13 protein-coding genes, 2 tRNA genes, 1 rRNA gene and 1 riboswitch are annotated in these 16,142 nt (G+C 46.5%); of the genes, 3 read left to right on the forward strand and 13 right to left on the reverse strand.

Annotated features, from left to right (window positions below; all coding sequences use genetic code 11):
- Positions 1-32: 32 nt before the first annotated feature.
- Positions 33-3,191 (reverse strand): EAL domain-containing protein, encoded by a 3,159-nt coding sequence (locus DPF93_RS18415; protein ID WP_114767523.1) that lies wholly within the window; start codon positions 3,189-3,191, stop codon positions 33-35.
- 107 nt (positions 3,192-3,298) lie between these two features.
- On the opposite strand from DPF93_RS18415, the gene asnC reads away from it, so the two are divergent.
- Positions 3,299-3,763, forward strand: coding sequence for a transcriptional regulator AsnC (asnC, locus tag DPF93_RS18420; protein WP_114767524.1), 465 nt, complete (start codon positions 3,299-3,301; stop codon positions 3,761-3,763).
- A gap of 37 nt (positions 3,764-3,800) precedes the next feature.
- Here the strand turns inward: asnC and tsrA are convergent, their stop codons facing one another.
- Complete coding sequence (gene tsrA / locus DPF93_RS18425) at positions 3,801-4,085, reverse strand: H-NS-like global regulator TsrA (protein WP_114767525.1); 285 nt, start codon at positions 4,083-4,085, stop codon at positions 3,801-3,803.
- A 99-nt stretch (positions 4,086-4,184) separates the two neighbouring features.
- Positions 4,185-5,375 carry a multidrug effflux MFS transporter gene (locus DPF93_RS18430; RefSeq protein WP_114767526.1) on the reverse strand — a complete coding sequence of 397 codons (1,191 nt, stop codon included), beginning with the start codon at positions 5,373-5,375 and terminating at the stop codon, positions 4,185-4,187.
- A gap of 107 nt (positions 5,376-5,482) precedes the next feature.
- Here DPF93_RS18430 and DPF93_RS18435 point away from each other — a divergent pair, with 107 nt between their 5' ends.
- On the forward strand, positions 5,483-6,424 hold the full coding sequence (locus DPF93_RS18435; RefSeq protein ID WP_114767527.1) for a LysR family transcriptional regulator: 942 nt from the start codon (positions 5,483-5,485) through the stop codon (positions 6,422-6,424).
- A 140-nt stretch (positions 6,425-6,564) separates the two neighbouring features.
- Positions 6,565-8,355 (forward strand): aminopeptidase P family protein, encoded by a 1,791-nt coding sequence (locus DPF93_RS18440; protein ID WP_114767528.1) that lies wholly within the window; start codon positions 6,565-6,567, stop codon positions 8,353-8,355.
- A gap of 85 nt (positions 8,356-8,440) precedes the next feature.
- Here the strand turns inward: DPF93_RS18440 and thiH are convergent, their stop codons facing one another.
- From thiH to rrf, 10 genes are all read right to left on the reverse strand, one after another.
- A complete protein-coding gene (thiH, locus tag DPF93_RS18445) occupies positions 8,441-9,553 on the reverse strand; it encodes a 2-iminoacetate synthase ThiH (RefSeq protein ID WP_114767529.1) in 1,113 nt (370 codons plus the stop codon).
- A gap of 8 nt (positions 9,554-9,561) precedes the next feature.
- Positions 9,562-10,341, reverse strand: a complete 780-nt coding sequence (locus DPF93_RS18450) for a thiazole synthase (protein WP_114767530.1) — start codon at positions 10,339-10,341, stop codon at positions 9,562-9,564.
- A 2-nt stretch (positions 10,342-10,343) separates the two neighbouring features.
- A complete protein-coding gene (gene thiS / locus DPF93_RS18455) occupies positions 10,344-10,568 on the reverse strand; it encodes a sulfur carrier protein ThiS (RefSeq protein WP_114767531.1) in 225 nt (74 codons plus the stop codon).
- Complete coding sequence (locus tag DPF93_RS18460; protein ID WP_114767532.1) at positions 10,561-11,334, reverse strand: HesA/MoeB/ThiF family protein; 774 nt, start codon at positions 11,332-11,334, stop codon at positions 10,561-10,563. Before DPF93_RS18460 ends, thiS begins: the two co-directional genes overlap by 8 nt.
- Entirely contained in the window at positions 11,324-12,586 is a 1,263-nt protein-coding gene (locus DPF93_RS18465; RefSeq protein ID WP_208638804.1) for a thiamine phosphate synthase, read from the reverse strand. The genes DPF93_RS18460 and DPF93_RS18465 overlap by 11 nt, the downstream gene beginning before the upstream one ends.
- A complete protein-coding gene (gene thiC, locus DPF93_RS18470) occupies positions 12,586-14,523 on the reverse strand; it encodes a phosphomethylpyrimidine synthase ThiC (RefSeq protein ID WP_114767534.1) in 1,938 nt (645 codons plus the stop codon). The genes DPF93_RS18465 and thiC overlap by 1 nt, the downstream gene beginning before the upstream one ends.
- Positions 14,524-14,674: 151 nt before the next feature.
- Positions 14,675-14,773, reverse strand: a riboswitch (TPP riboswitch).
- Positions 14,774-14,835: 62 nt separating this feature from the next.
- On the reverse strand, positions 14,836-15,219 hold the full coding sequence (gene crcB, locus DPF93_RS18475; protein ID WP_114767535.1) for a fluoride efflux transporter CrcB: 384 nt from the start codon (positions 15,217-15,219) through the stop codon (positions 14,836-14,838).
- A gap of 582 nt (positions 15,220-15,801) precedes the next feature.
- Positions 15,802-15,878, reverse strand: a tRNA-Trp gene (locus DPF93_RS18480).
- Positions 15,879-15,945: 67 nt separating this feature from the next.
- Positions 15,946-16,022, reverse strand: a tRNA-Asp gene (locus DPF93_RS18485).
- Between the two features lie 42 nt (positions 16,023-16,064).
- Positions 16,065-16,142, reverse strand: a 5S ribosomal RNA gene (gene rrf / locus DPF93_RS21565); the annotation flags it as partial.

The following is a 16,142-nucleotide window of genomic DNA, read 5'->3' on the forward strand; positions in this document are numbered from 1 at the left end:
CGCAGAAAAAAGAGGCCGAAGTGTAGCGAATTTTACTCAACGCTACTACGTTCGAGTGCTTGGCTTTCTAACATTAATTCATCTACCAGGCTGGCAAGTGGCTTAGGTTTTCCAATCACATAACCTTGAGCGTAGTCGACCCCAAGCTCCACCAGCAAGTCGATGATCTGCGAGTTTTCAACAAACTCAGCCACGGTTCTCTTGCCCATTTGCTTGGCGAGATCGTTGATAGAACGCACCATTAGGTGGTCCATCTCATTGTGGGCAATGTCACGAACAAACAGCCCATCAATCTTAACAATATCAACTGGCAGTTTTTTCAAATAGCCAAATGAAGAAAGACCCGAACCAAAATCATCCAAGGCAATTAAACAGCCTAACTGTTTGAGTTGGGTAAACAATTCAATCGCCTGTTTCATATTACTCATCGCTGCCGTTTCGGTGATCTCTAAACAGATTTTGTTACACGGCACTTGGCTGCGATTTAACGCATCCAACAAGAAGGCAATAAACTCTTGATTACCCATCGACTGACCCGACAGGTTAATCGCACACAGAGCGAGATTGTCGAGTTGTTCAGGATGGCTCTCTAACCAAGCTAAGGTTTGTCGCACCACCTGCTTATCCAGCAAATGGGCAATATTGTAACGTTCCGATGCTGGCATAAAGATCCCCGGCGAGATGTATTCACCATTGGCATCTCGAATACGCACTAAGATTTCAAAGTGCATACGCTGATCGTCAATATCTAACCCCATGATACGCTGCGCAAAGAGCTCAATACGGTTATCAGCTAACGCACTGTGTACCAAGTTCACGCAGCTCATTTCCATTTCACGGCGGCGCAGCTCTGCATCATCAGGGCAATAAAGGTTGTAGCGATTGCGCCCCTCTTCTTTGGCTGCATGACAAGCCGTGTCCGCTTGCGCGTGTACCATTTGTGGTGAGGTAGCGGTATGGTCGATTAAGCGAATGCCGATTGAGCAGGTTAAATTGAGCTTAATTTCATCCCAAATAAACTGGTTCTCGCTCAAGGTCGCGATAATTGAATGGGCGATATTTTTTGCATCTCGTTCTGTGCAGTCTTTGGCTAGTACCGCAAATTCATCCCCCCCCATCCGAGCGAGCGTGGCATTGTATGGCAAAACTTCTTGCAGCATGCTGGCACAAAACTGAATCGCGGCATCACCGGCTTCATGCCCAGCTGTATCATTGAGTACCTTAAGTTGGTCCATATCGAGATAAAGCATCGCGTGCGTGCGGGTGTAGCTCTCCACCTCTTTAAGCGCCTTATCTAGCTCGATTTCAAAGTGGTTACGATTATAGGTGTCAGTCAATAAGTCATGCTGAGCTTGATACGCAAGTTGCTTGGCTAACTGGCGCATCTCGGTCACATCTTCACCAGCAATTAAGATTTGCCCGCTGTCTGCCAATGGACGGATATTTTCTCGGATCCACAATGAATGTCCGTCACGGTGGCGAAACTCAATCTCTCGTCGCCACACACCTTGTAAGGCTTGCTTTGGCTGCAACAATACTTGGCGCGGAATGGTTGCCTTTGGGTCAACATAGAAATCTTTTAAGCGATGCCCAAGTAGCTCTTTTTCGTGATACCCCAACAGCTGCTCCGCAAAACTATTCACGCGCTGGATTCGGTTTTGCTCATCCAAGGTCAGCATCATTACTGGCTGCTGATTGTAGTAATAACTAAGCGTTGCTTCACGTTCAAATAAGCGCTCTTCGGTCAGTTTACGCGAGGTAATGTCGCGCGCTTCTAACATCACTCGTGGCTTACGATATTCGTGTTTAGGCAAGACACGCAGCGACAGTTCCAGTACCATCGCTCCTTGTTCAGGATGGTACAGCTCCGCCTCAAACTGACACACAGAGCTGTTATCAAGCTCTGCAAAATATTGCTCAATTCGCGCTGCCGCTTCTTTTTGCCAATGGCGATATTGCCAAATCGGTAGATCACTTAGCGCATCATCTTGGTAAAGAATACTTTGCAGCTTGCTGTTGGTCGCAATCAACTGACCTGTGTGGTCGACAATGCCAATAAAGTGGTAACTCTGATCAAACACCATCTCAATCATGGTTTGATTATCACGCGCCAATTGCTCACTTTTTTTCAGCCGGCTGAGGTAGTAAATCAGACCAAAAATCACCATGCTTAACGCCAAAAACAGTACGCCAACCACACGAATTTCCGAGTGATACTTATCGGCAAACGACTCTGGTCGATTGATAAATACCGAAGCAAGTTCATCCTCCGCACCAAGGTTCCAATTCGATACTGCCTGATAATCTAGTTTGATCTCTTGTGCGCCTTGAATGATTGCGGGTAACGCAGCGTCGGGCTGTTCGAGAACTTTAAGTAATTGCTCTCCTACCTGCTGCCCGTGCATTCGCCCATTTTGCATAATGCCGCCAACAGCGCCTAACCCCAGCCCCATATCATGCGCCATGTAAATCGGCGCACCTGATGCTCGAGTCACTTTCTGTAAATCGCGTGCGGTGGTTACCCAGCCCATTTCATCACGATAAAACACCGCCAGAATGACACTGGAACGAGCATCTAACCCGCGGACAAATGCCATTAAATCTTGAAACGAATGCGGTACAACTTGCTCAACCTTGTTTTGCAATACCGCGTTGTTGACTAAAAACGCGTCCACTTGACCACGCACAACTTCACCAGTGTGCGAGTTATCGGTGACAATATAGATTTTCTTACCTTGACTTTGCAGGCGTTCGATAAGCGCAAGGTTGGCAGCAATGTCGATCTCTTCGGTCACTCCGGTGGCTCGCAACCCACGATGCATTGCTGGGTTGTAGTTGTTGATGCCACCAAAGATCACTGGTGTATTACCCAGTTCCGGCGCAAGCTTTTGCATCAGGTCGAGTGCGTTATTATCACTCACCACAACTGCAGCATAAGTCTCTTGTTTGAACTTGGTTTGATAAAGACGATATAGTTGCTCGAGATATTCCGCACTTTGTAAGCGCTTGGTATCGAGATACAGCACGCGAGGTTCAATGTCGCCATCTTGCAATGCTTCATCTAACCCTTGCTGAAAATGATCGGTCCAAAAGAAACCGTGATGATAAGAGTGAACGATAAGTACATCTTTACTTTTTGCTGCAGCAAAGGCACTGAATAAACAAGTAACAAATATGAGGCAAAAACGCACTTTAAGTTGCTCTTAAATTTAGGAATTCTACTGCACTCATAGTAACATTGTTGGTGTAAATTTGTACTTCACACATATCGAAAGAGCTGAGCAATATAGGAAAATTTATGCAAGTTCACGCAAATAAGTTGGACGACCTAGATAAAGCGATCTTGAAATCGCTGATGGCCGATGCACGTAAACCTTACGCAGAAATGGCCAAGGCGTTTAATGTTAGCCCAGCCACTATTCATGTGCGAATTGAAAAGATGAAAGCGGCGGAAGTCATTCAGGGCACCGAGGTGATCGTCGATACCAAAAAACTTGGCTATGATGTGTGCTGCTTTATCGGCATCAACCTCAATGCGGCACGTGATTATCACTCAGCGCTTGAGAAGTTAAACGCGCTAGAAGAGGTGGTGGAAGCCTACTACACCACTGGCGCCTACAATATCTTCGTCAAGCTAATGTGTCGCTCGATTGAAGAACTGCAATACGTGTTGATCGATAAACTGCAAGCGATCGATGAAGTGCAATCAACAGAAACACTGATCTCGCTACAAAATCCGATTAACCGCAACGTCAATCCATAAAAAAAGCTCGCCATTGGTGAGCTTTTCAAACGCTTATTTAGCGCGAGGCTAAATACTCTTTTAACTCTTCAACTGAAATCCCTTGATCAGAGATTTGTTTCGCTAACAGGTCAACTTGCTCATCTTTGCGCGACGCAATGACTTGCTGAAAGTGATAAACGATATCTCTCAGCATTGGCAGCGGTATTTGCTTCGCAGCACTTTGAATACGCTCACCACTTTGGTTGCCCAACTCGTTAAGTAATTTACCAAACATCACTTTTTCTGGAGAACTATCCAGTTGCTCCATTAGTCGAGCCATCTCGTACGTCGTTAAAGACATGTTTTGCTAAAATCCACCCGTAAAAAATTGAAGACTAAATATACACCGTTTTACTACGAAGTCATAGGCATAGTCGTCGGCAGGTAATCTCAGAAGAAATTATTGCGCAGCAACTTGGTGCCATGCACGAGCCGGTTTGGTAAACAGAATACAAAACCAAGGCAACACAATCAGCATTTGAATCGCAATCATCACTTTAGGTTCAAGACCCGTCATTTGCACGATGCCAATCACTAAGCCAGAACCACTCATTTGGAACAAGCCTAACAACGCCGCAGCTGTGCCCGCTTTATCGCCAAATGGCGCCAGTGCTTTACCTGCGGCTGCACCTAGAATCCATGCAAAGCCAATCGATGAAAGAAACACAGGCAACATAAACGCAATTGGGCTCGCAACATCCGCCAGTGCCAGCATCAGCACACCTGCAACCATCAGAATTGCCAAGCCAATTAACAAGGTCGCACGTGTACCTAATCGATCCATACATTTTGGCGCCGTCATACTGGCAGTGATATTCAGCGCGGCATTAATACCAAACCAGAAGGTAAACTGGTTCATGTCTAAACCCAGTTGTCCCATCAGCACAACTGGCGCTGACGTCACATAGGCAAGAATCACTGCCATCGCTAACATACATAGACTAGCGTGGAATAAGAATGATGGTGTTTGCAGGATATCTAGGTAACGACGTAAGCGAAATACCGGCTCTTGGCTTGCTTGTGGGTTGGTCTCCTTCATGCTCACGAACAGCAGTGCAAACACCACCAACGCATACAAAGCCATAAAACTAAAATTACTACGCCAACCAAACTGCTGGGTTAGCCAGCTGCCGAGGATCGGTGCTAACGCTGGAATAAAACAGATCGCACCATTTAGGTAGCTGATCATGCGCCCGCTCTTTTCTGGACCAAATAGATCGCGAACTGTTGCAAAGGCTGCTACCGATGTCGCGCACGCACCTAAGCCTTGTAGCATTCGAGCAACTAGCATCCACTCGATATTCTGAGCACCCCACGCCAATAGAGCACTCAAACCGTAGATACTAATACCACCTAATGCAACAGTTCGACGTCCAAGTTTATCTGCCAAAGGACCGGCAAATAGCTGACCGATACCCATAGCAAATAAAAACCAAGTGATCGTCCCTTGAGTTAATGCATGTTCCACATGAAACGCTTCAGACATCAATGGTAAGGCAGGTAGATAAATATCGATGGCTAAAGGGCTAAATAGCACTAATAGAGTTAACAGCGCCATTTGCGATTTTTTCGGAGTGTATGAAGTATGCATTGAAACAACTAAACGATTAAATAATGAAATTGGCGCTAGTCTAAGTTAGGCTAGATATTACTTCCAATGACATTAAATCATCTCAGTTATTCTAATTAGGAATACCAATGAATATCGAAAAACTTGCGCGTATTGACCTCAATTTGCTGGTTTGCCTAAAGGTGTTACTAGAGGAGCTCAACGTTACGCGTGCCGCCAGTCGCCTATGCTTATCGCAATCTGCGGTAAGTAAGAACTTAGCCAAGCTACGAACCCAGTTTGATGACCCGCTTTTCGTCCGTACTTCCCATGGCTTAACCGCCACACCCAAAGCGCTATTCTTAAAGCCTAAGCTCGATAACCTGATCCACCAATTGGAGATCCTCACCCAACCAGAGCAATTTACACCTGACTCGAGCGATTACCGCTTTCAAATCGCTGCCGTCGAAAGTGTCTACCCACTAATCTTGCCGCACTTTTTACCGCATATTTTTAAACAAGCGCCCAATGTCACCATCAGTACCCATCCGTGGAATGAGCAAACTTTTCCACTCATGCAGCGTGGCGAAATCGATCTTGGGATCACTGGTAAAGATATCGACATTAACGATGCCAAGCTCACCATGCTGCCGCCAAGCGACATCTGTGAACAGGAAATCTATCGCGATAACCAAGTGTGCTTAATTCGCAATAACCATCCCGCGTTAAGCCAACCATGGAACCTTGAGAACTACCTCAAACAGCGCCACGTACAAGTTCGTTGTGATGGTAACGATCGCTGGCTACTCGATTATCGCCTCGCAGACATGGGCCGCGAGCGAGATATCGCTATTACCGTGCCCGACTTCAACAGTGCGGCTAGTTTATGTAGCTATACCGATTTTATTTTTACCGCGCCAAGCCACTTTATTCAGTTGGCGGCAAAGCAGCTCAACTTGACTGTGTTGCCGTTACCGATGGAGTTTCCACCTATGGCTTACACTCTGTTTTGGCATCGCGATCGTGAGAATGACCCTGCTCTATCTTGGCTAAGAACCATGATCCGCGATAAAACCAACGCGCTGAGATAAACTTGCCGGCAAAGGCTCGGTGAAAACCAAGCAATGACAAATAGGCTTCAGCTAGTATTTGCAGCAGTTGGGTAAAAAGAGTAGCTTATTCGCCAAGGTCGTCGTGAGTTGCGACCACAACAAATTGAAGGATTAAAACGATGCTTACAACTACTGAACAGCGTTTGAATGCCATTAGAGAATGGCTTGTTCAGCATAACCTTGATGCTTTATTGGTTCCTCATGAAGACGAATACTTAGGTGAATATGTGCCTGCGCATAACGAACGTCTTCACTGGCTAACAGGCTTTACCGGCTCAGCAGGTGTTGCGGTTATTACTCGCGACAAAGCCGCTATTTTTGTTGATGGTCGCTACACGGTACAAGTTACCAAACAAGTACCTGCAGAGCTGTTCGAATATCGCCACCTAATCAATGAACCAGCATTGGATTGGGTAACAGAACAAGTTGCTGTTGGCGGTAAAGTGGCGATTGACCCTCGCATGCACAATGGTGCTTGGCTAGAAGGTGCGCAAGCGAAGCTAGCGAAGAACCACCAACTAGAAATTCTGGCTAGCAATCCAATTGATGAACTTTGGTCTGACCGACCAGCGCCAGTACTGTCTGATGTGCGTCTAATGCCAACCGAGTCTGTCGGCCAATCAAGCCAAGAGAAACGCTCGCAGATCGCAGCACTAATCGCGAAGCAAGGTGCCGACAGCGCAGTGATTACTGCTCTCGATTCAATTTGTTGGTTACTCAATATCCGTGGCTTAGATGTATCTCGCCTGCCAGTGTTACTCTCTCATGCTATTTTGCATACTAACGGCGCGGTTGAATTTTTCTTAGACCCAGCACGTATTCCTGCTGAGTTTGCACAGCATGTTGGTCAAGACGTAACTGTCTACCACCCTGAGCAGTTACAAGCACAACTCGAAGCACTAAATGGTAGTAAGGTCCTCGTTGACCCCGCGACCAGTAACGCTTGGGTGAAATTGGTACTGCAAAATGCAGGCGCTCAAGTAATTAGTGCTGCCGATCCGTGCTTAATGCCAAAAGCGGCAAAAAACGCGACCGAAATTGCAGGTATTAAAGCGTGTCATATTCGTGATGGCGTTGCGATGGTCAAATTCTTAAGCTGGTTAGAGAGTGAGGTTGCCAAAGGTAACTTGCATAATGAGGCTGTGCTGGCTGAGCAACTTGAGTCGATTCGTCGCCAAGACCCAACCTTAATGGATCTAAGCTTTGATACTATTTCTGCTGCTGGCAGTAACGCGGCAATGTGTCATTACAACCATGAGAACCAACCTGAGCCAGGTCAGTTAACTATGGATAGCTTGTACTTAGTGGATTCCGGCGGTCAATACCTTGATGGCACCACTGATATCACGCGTACCATCGCCATCGGTCAGCCAAGCGCAGAGATGATCAAACAATTCACACTTGCGCTAAAAGGTCACATCGGCATCGCGCGTGCACGCTTTCCACAAGGTACTCGTGGCTATCAAATCGATACACTTGCTCGTCAACATCTATGGGCAGAAGGCTTCGATTACGACCACGGTACCGGTCATGGTGTTGGTCACTTCCTCAGTGTGCATGAAGGTCCGGCAAGCATCTCGAAAAGACAAATTGATGTGCCTTTAGTTGAAGGTATGGTGCTGTCTAATGAACCGGGCTACTACCGTGCTGAGCAATTTGGTATTCGTATTGAGAACTTGGAGCTGGTTGTTGAACTGCCAACACAAGGCGATTTCTCAGTGCTAACGTTTGAGTCGCTAACGCGCTGTCCAATCGACCTACGTAATATCGATGTCAACCTGCTAACTCGCCCTGAACTCGCTTGGTTAAATAGCTACCATGACAAAGTATGGCAAGATCTTAGTCCTTTAATTGACGATGAAACTGTCAAACAGTGGCTGCGCGAAGCAACTCGATCGTTAAACCACTAAATCAGTGACTTGGCCAACCAGTCATCGATAAACAAAAGGCTCCGTAAGGAGCCTTTTATGTTTCACGTGAAACATTCCTTGTCTGCTAACCAGAATAAGCAGAATGCCAATCTCGCCAAACCGGAGCAAAACCTTTACTGCGAATCATCGCTTCTACGGTCGCAGCACTGCGCTCATCACTGATTTCAAATTGCTCCAACTCTTCCTCTTGCAGAGCATAACCACCCGGCTGAGTTTTAGACGCAGCAGATAAACTAGTGATGCCCAGTGGCAATACATTATCGCGAAACACTTCACTCTCGCGGGTAGACAACGAAAGCTCAACTTCAGGGTTCAATAAACGGTAAGCACAAATTAGCTGTACTAGCTGTTTATCACTCATCAACGATTTAGGCTGTAAGGCTCCCGCACAAGGTCGCAAACGAGGAAACGATATCGAATAGCGCGTCTGCCAATAGGTTCGCTCTAAGTATTCAAGATGCGCGGCAACGTAGAAACAATCGGTGCGCCAATCTTCTAAGCCAATTAAGGCACCAATACCTATCTTATCAATTCCCGCTTTTGCTAGCCGATCGGGTGTTTCTAGTCGAAACTCAAAGTTAGTTTTATTGCCGCGCAAGTGGTGCTGTGCATAAGTCGAAGGATGATAGGTTTCTTGATAGACCATAACCGCATCAAGTCCTAAGCTTTTTAATTCCGCATATTCATGCTGCGCTAAAGGCTGCACTTCCATAGCGAGATAATTAAAGTGTGGTTTAATGACAGGGAGCATCTGACGAAAGTAATTCATTCCCACCTTGGTTTCATGCTCACCGGTTACCAGCAATACACTATCAAACTTCATGGCTTTAATGGCATTAATCTCCGCCTCCACTTCCTGCGCATTCAGCGTACGACGTTTAATGCGATTCTCCATTGAGAAGCCACAATAAGTACATGCATTCGCGCATAAGTTAGAAAGATATAACGGGATATACAACGACATGGTGTTACCAAATCGTTTACGCGTTAAAGCAAAAGAGGCTTGTGCCATCTGCTCTAAGTAAGGTTCCGCAGCCGGAGAGATCAACGCCTTGAAGTCCTCAAGATTTCGCTTGGGCTTGCTTAAGGCGCGTTCCACATCGTCAGCGGTTTTGCTCAAAATAGACAGCGAAATATCGTCCCAATTGAGTTGATTGAACTGCTGTAAAAAGCTCATCACGCCTCCTACTGTTCTAGAAATGCCGTTAATGGACTGGAGGCTACCGCATGAGAAACCCGCCCAGCCAAACCAGATTGATAGGCAAAGTGACCCGCTTCAACTGCCAGTTTAAACGCCTTAGCCATCATCACGGGCTTCTGAGCAGCGGCAATCGCGGTATTGACTAACACCGCATCTGCACCCATTTCCATTGCTTTAGAGGCGTGAGATGGCGCACCGATCCCAGCATCAACAATCACAGGTACTCGTGCTTGGTCGATGATAATTTCAAGAAAGTCACGTGAAACGATGCCTTTGTTAGAACCAATAGGCGCACCAAGCGGCATCACTGCGGCACAACCTACTTCCTCAAGCCGCTTACACAACACAGGATCGGCATGGCAGTAAGGCAGCACCACAAAGCCATCACGCACTAACTGTTCTGCAGCCTTAAGCGTCTCAATAGGGTCTGGCATGAGATACTTTGGATCCGGATGAATTTCTAATTTGAGCCAATTAGTGCCCAAAGCTTCACGTGCAAGATGCGCGGCAAACACCGCATCTTGCGCCGTTTTTGCGCCCGAGGTGTTCGGTAAGAGGTTAACTCCAGCAGCGATCAGAGGCTGCAAAATATCGTCTTGCTTGTCGTTTACATCTACGCGTTTTAACGCCATGGTTGCCAATTGCGAACCAGAAGCCTTGATCGCTTGCGCCATAATTTCACTATTGGCGAACTTACCCGTGCCAGTGAATAACCGCGATTCAAAACTTCTATCGGCGATGGTTAATGGTGATATAAGACTCATGCTTAGCCTCCTGCTATCGCTTGAAAAAGAGCAATCTGATCACCTTGGTTAACGGTTGTGTTCGACCACTCACTTTGGGGAATCACTTGATTATTGATGGCAAAAACACACCCTGTCGCTGGCAAGCCGAGTAAGCTAATGATCTGACCTAGGTGGCTATTACGAGCAACAACTTGAGTCTGTTGATTAATCGTAATGGTGATATCTGTACTGTTAGGATTAGTCATGAATACCCTCCTCAACCTGTGCGGCGCAAACCGAGCAGTGACTATCTTTAGCAATACTGATTAACTGCCACTGCATCGCTTTACCATCAAACAAATGAAGCTGATTGGTGGCAACAAAGAACTGCTCGAGTGCGAGTTTTTGGATCGCAGCCAATGCTTGATAGTTACCCAACATGCCCACCACGGGTCCTAATACTCCGCTCTCACTGCAAGACTTGGGATCTGGCAGCTCATCAAATGGATAGAGACAACGGTAACACCCTGCACTAACCTGATAATCGAACACCGCAAACTGACCCTGCCAACCCACTGCCGCCGCCGAAATCAGCGGTGTCTTTTGCTGAAAGCAGACACGATTCACTAACTGTCGAGTCGCTAAATTATCGCTACAATCGAGCACGACATCAGCTAACATTACTTCAAGGCTAAGCTGCGCCTCATCCATACGCCGCGCGATACTACGCAACTGAACATCAGGATTAAGCTGGGACAACTGGCGAGAAATGGCATCGACCTTACCACTGTCTATATCGTAACTACGGTAAGCGATCTGCCTATGTAGATTGCTGGCTTCAACATTGTCGTCATCAACCAGCACCAACCGTCCTGCACCTGCACCCGCTAGATAAAGCGCTGCCGCACTGCCCAAACCGCCACAACCGATGATCAATACATGTGACTGGAATAAACGTTGCTGACCGATTTCCCCCAATTCTCGCAACGCAACTTGGCGTTGATATCGAAGAAACTGATTGTCAGTTAACATCCGTTACCTCCTCAACTCGCTGCCATCTACTTTGCATAATGTCGCCAAACCGCGTGATGACCTTTTGCGGTTCATCAGCCAAAGTAATCGCTCTGACCACGGCTAAACTAGTTACGCCACAACGCCACACTCGTTCAGCATTGCTCAAATCAATGCCACCGATAGCTACGGTAGGATAGCCAAACTGTTTATCTATACTCGTGCCGTACTGATTAGGAATGGTATTAATCAGTGCTTGATAAAGCGCCAGTCGTACTAATCCCTGAGGTTTAGATGGCATCTGCTTGGTGGTGGTTGGAAATATATGCCCAAGGGCAATATAGCTAGGTTTCAGTTGCACGATACGCAACAATTCATAATAGCCGTGGGTAGATAAACCCAATCGGATATTGGCAGTTTGCAGCTGAGAGATATTTGATACTTCGAGATCTTCCTGCCCTAGATGGACACCATAAGCATTATGCTTAAGCGCAAGTTGCCAATAGTCATTGATAAATACTTGGGCTTGATGCCGCTTGCCTAGTTCGATCGCAGCGATGACTTGCTGTTCTAAATCGGGTGTATCGGGATCTTTAATTCTCAGTTGAACGGTTTTGATACCAAGCTCAAGCAGCTTTGCCAACCAATCTAAACGGTCGACGACGGGATACAAAGCTAACTTATCTTGCTCAACATGGCTGAATTGTTCTAAATCTGTCGTGGCGCGCCAGCCGACTTTGATACCTAAACCTTGATGTTCTAGAACAGGTTTAGGAAAGCAACGATAGTCTACCGGCCATGTTTCACGTGAAACATTGGTCTTGGCACGAGCAAGCATCAGCGCATCTTCGAGGGGAAAGTCGAGACTAAGTAAAGCGATCAGCCAAGCAAAATGAGAGTCAAAATTTGCCTGATTCGACTCACGCACATAACTAGTTGCCCGCACTTCGTTGTTAATAGGATGAGTCCAAACATCTAAGCAAACATCACCATCTTGAACGCCGATGTATGCGGTATTGTGCTTGAGTGGTTGGCTAAATTTGTCACTAAAATAGTTAATATATAAATCACATTCAGGTGATGAACACGACCATAAATCACTGCCGATGGCGAGCTCAGAGCTTTCGGTCTTGATCAACAGATTCTGAGTCAGGCTTACGCCTAACTCAATGTAATCGATAGCCAAGCCTTGTTGCTTGGCTACCAATAGGGCCTGTTGAATCTCACCGGTTAACGCAATCTTAGTCGACGGAACCAGTATTGAGACCATAATTACTCTGCCTCTGAACTGACCGCTGGATGATAGAGTTCAGATCCAGTTGCACGAAACTCAGCAGATTTTTGGCGCATGCCTTCAAGTGGGTCATCAAGCATTTTTATCTCAATCGCTTGATCAGCTGCGACTTGCTCGGTGTCTTTAGCGTACTCACGCACTTCTTGAGATATTTTCATCGAACAAAATTTAGGACCACACATTGAGCAAAAGTGTGCAACTTTTCCAGACTCTTGCGGCAAGGTTTCATCATGGAAACTGCGTGCCGTTTCTGGGTCGAGCGACAAGTTAAACTGATCTTCCCAACGGAACTCAAAGCGAGCTTTCGACAGAGCGTTATCACGCACTTGTGCCCCTGGATGACCTTTTGCCAAATCTGCGGCATGCGCCGCGAGCTTATAAGTAATCAAGCCAGTCTTCACATCTTCTTTGTTTGGTAAACCAAGGTGCTCTTTCGGCGTCACATAGCACAACATGGCACAGCCATACCAACCAATCATGGCTGCACCGATACCAGAAGTAATATGGTCATACCCTGGAGCAATGTCGGTAGTAAGCGGTCCCAACGTATAGAAAGGGGCTTCATGACAGTGCTCAAGCTGCTCTTCCATATTTTCCTTAATCATGTGCATCGGCACATGACCCGGACCCTCAATAATCACTTGTACATCGTATTCCCAAGCAATCTTGGTGAGCTCTCCGAGAGTTCTAAGTTCTGCGAACTGTGCTTCATCATTGGCATCAGCAACCGAGCCTGGACGCAACCCATCACCAAGCGAAAGCGCCACATCATACTTAGCGCAGATCTCACAAATTTCGCGGAAGTGGGTATAAAGGAAGCTTTCTTGATGATGAGCTAAACACCACTTGGCTATGATAGAGCCACCACGAGAGACAATGCCTGTAACGCGTTTTGCTGTCATCGGTACGTAACGAAGCAACAGACCGGCATGAATAGTAAAGTAGTCGACGCCCTGCTCTGCTTGCTCAATCAAAGTGTCACGCATCACTTCCCAATTTAGGTTTTCCGCAATGCCATTTACTTTCTCAAGTGCTTGATACATTGGTACAGTCCCGATTGGCACTGGGCTATTACGTAAAATCCATTCACGCGTTTCGTGAATATTACGTCCGGTCGAGAGGTCCATCACCGTATCGCCACCCCAACGTGTCGACCACACCAGTTTCTCGACTTCTTCTTCGATTGAAGATGTCACAGATGAGTTACCGATGTTAGCGTTCACTTTCACCAAGAAATTACGCCCAATAATCATTGGTTCAGACTCTGGGTGGTTAATATTTGATGGGATGATGGCGCGACCTTCAGCAACCTCTTTACGCACAAATTCAGGGGTAATATCTTTCGGTAGATTGGCACCAAAAGCCTGACCTGGATGCTGCTGAGTAAGCACTTGATCGCGATAACGGGCACGCCCCATGTTTTCGCGTAATGCGATATATTCCATTTCAGGGGTGATCGTACCCTGACGCGCGTAATGCAGCTGAGTGACGCATTGACCATGCTTAGCACGTCTTATTCGTGGTAGATTGCCATAACGCAGCTCATCAAGAGTCTCATCCTCTAGACGCTCTTTGGTATACACTGAACTCACATCATCAAGAATTTCAGTATCACTGCGCTCTTCAATCCACTGCTCACGAAGCTTAGGTAAGCCACTATAAAGGTCGATTTGGTGCTCAGGATCGGTATAGAGACCCGAGGTGTCATAAACACGAATAGGCTCGTTAGGTTCAAATACAGGCGCTTCTTTGGTGCCTCCTACTAGGCTATCTGCCAAAGAAATTTCACGCATCGGCACTCGAATATCAGGACGGGAACCCTCAACGTAAACCTTATGCGAATTTGGGTAAGGTTGTACTGAGAGAGTATCAATAAACTGTTTAGCTTCCAGTCTCGCTTGCTTGCGAATCGACATAGCATTTTTCCTTGCTCATTTTTTATAAACGTATGGGATAAAAATGCTTGGCGGAACGGTATGACAAGAGGTATCGAAATTTAGGTTGTGACAACCTAAGAACAACATCGATTGGTTGATAGGTACACTAGCTGGATCAAGATCGCTAGCAATATTATCTTCTCCTGTTCCCTTCGCAGATTCTAATCTGATCAGGTTCAACGGATCCCGAATTAACGGTCTCAGCCAAATGGCACTCCGACAAGTGATTCGATTATAAGCAATCAACAGGTCGAATCCAAGCCGACCTGTGCCAAATTCTTTAAATTATTGTTAAGATTTAATAAGCAGTTGGAAACCTAACCAAGCAGCTGAAATACTTAAAAAGACGTTAAGCACAACATTAAGCCCCATCTTAAAGAAAGCACCTTGTTGCATCAGTAATACATTATCCATCGAGAATGTCGAAAACGTCGTTAACGCACCGAGAAAACCAAGACCGATGATCTGGCGCCAAGGTTCAATCGACATGATTTCACTTTCAAATGCCGCTATCAGTAGCCCCATAATAAATGAACCCACAACGTTAACAGTAAGTGTCCCGTAAGGGAAACCACGCCCTAACAGGGCAACACAAAGCTCTGAGACAAGATAGCGAGAACACGCACCAAAAGCGCCACCAAGAGCAATAAAACCTAAAATGGAAAGCTGTCCCATAAATCCCCCAAAACTGTAAGTGGCTATATTGTAGCCATAACCTACAAAATTTCGAGTCTACAAACTAAATATTCACCCAACAAAAGAGAAGATATTGAAAAAGTTACAGTAGTCACTTTAACGGATAACGGATAACGGAGTTTGGAACGCTGCGCTACGGATGCGGGAGAAGAGCAAGAGCAAGGGAGTTGAGAATTGAGAGTCGAGAAGCGCTCGTTGGAATATAGAATTAAAAAGACAGGTTAGAGATCGCTTCTTCAAAGTGAAGTATCGAAGAGGCTGAACGTTCCCGCATCTCGGAACGAAGTGATCCCGAAACGCAGTATCGCAGTCATTTCCCCTCTCGAAGTGATGCAGCATAGATGCTGAACGTTCCCGCATCTCGAAGAGAGATATCTTAGATATCGAACGTTCTAATTTCGTTTCTACCAGAAACGAAAAAGGCTCCAGCATTTCTGCTAGAGCCTTCGAATATGGTCGGGGTGGAAGATTCGACCGGGCTTGCGTACAAGCTCCCAACACTTGCTTTGCAAAAGCAATAGATGCGAAAAAGCCCCAGCATTGCTGCTGAGGCTTCGTATATGGCAGGGGTGGAGAGATTCGAACTCCCAACACGCGGATTTGGAATCCGCTGCTCTGCCAATTGGAGCTACACCCCTGTAGAAACTACAGTTTATCACATTGTAGATTCAAAAAAACCTCGCAAAAGCGAGGTTTTCGAATAAGTGGCGGAGTGGACGGGACTCGAACCCGCGACCCCCGGCGTGACAGGCCGGTATTCTAACCAACTGAACTACCACTCCGCAGTGGCTTACTCGCTATTAAGCAAGTGTCCATAATATAAAGCCTGGCGATGTCCTACTCTCACATGGGGAAACCCCACACTACCATCGGCGCTAATTCGTTTCACTTCTGAGTTCGGC

Origin of the sequence: Vibrio rhodolitus, assembly GCF_003350325.1 — a bacterium.
In the GTDB taxonomy this organism is placed as follows: domain Bacteria; phylum Pseudomonadota; class Gammaproteobacteria; order Enterobacterales; family Vibrionaceae; genus Vibrio; species Vibrio rhodolitus.

Excerpts from the sequence above, each read along its gene's own strand:
- asnC (WP_114767524.1), top strand. The coding sequence starts at position 3,299 with ATGCAAGTTCACGCAAATAAGTTGGACGACCTAGATAAAGCGATCTTG.
- tsrA (WP_114767525.1), bottom strand. The coding sequence starts at position 4,085 with ATGTCTTTAACGACGTACGAGATGGCTCGACTAATGGAGCAACTGGAT.
- DPF93_RS18430 (WP_114767526.1), bottom strand. The coding sequence starts at position 5,375 with ATGCATACTTCATACACTCCGAAAAAATCGCAAATGGCGCTGTTAACT.
- DPF93_RS18435 (WP_114767527.1), top strand. The coding sequence starts at position 5,483 with ATGAATATCGAAAAACTTGCGCGTATTGACCTCAATTTGCTGGTTTGC.
- DPF93_RS18440 (WP_114767528.1), top strand. The coding sequence starts at position 6,565 with ATGCTTACAACTACTGAACAGCGTTTGAATGCCATTAGAGAATGGCTT.
- thiH (WP_114767529.1), bottom strand. The coding sequence starts at position 9,553 with ATGAGCTTTTTACAGCAGTTCAATCAACTCAATTGGGACGATATTTCG.
- DPF93_RS18450 (WP_114767530.1), bottom strand. The coding sequence starts at position 10,341 with ATGAGTCTTATATCACCATTAACCATCGCCGATAGAAGTTTTGAATCG.
- thiS (WP_114767531.1), bottom strand. The coding sequence starts at position 10,568 with ATGACTAATCCTAACAGTACAGATATCACCATTACGATTAATCAACAG.
- DPF93_RS18460 (WP_114767532.1), bottom strand. The coding sequence starts at position 11,334 with ATGTTAACTGACAATCAGTTTCTTCGATATCAACGCCAAGTTGCGTTG.
- thiC (WP_114767534.1), bottom strand. The coding sequence starts at position 14,523 with ATGTCGATTCGCAAGCAAGCGAGACTGGAAGCTAAACAGTTTATTGAT.
- crcB (WP_114767535.1), bottom strand. The coding sequence starts at position 15,219 with ATGGGACAGCTTTCCATTTTAGGTTTTATTGCTCTTGGTGGCGCTTTT.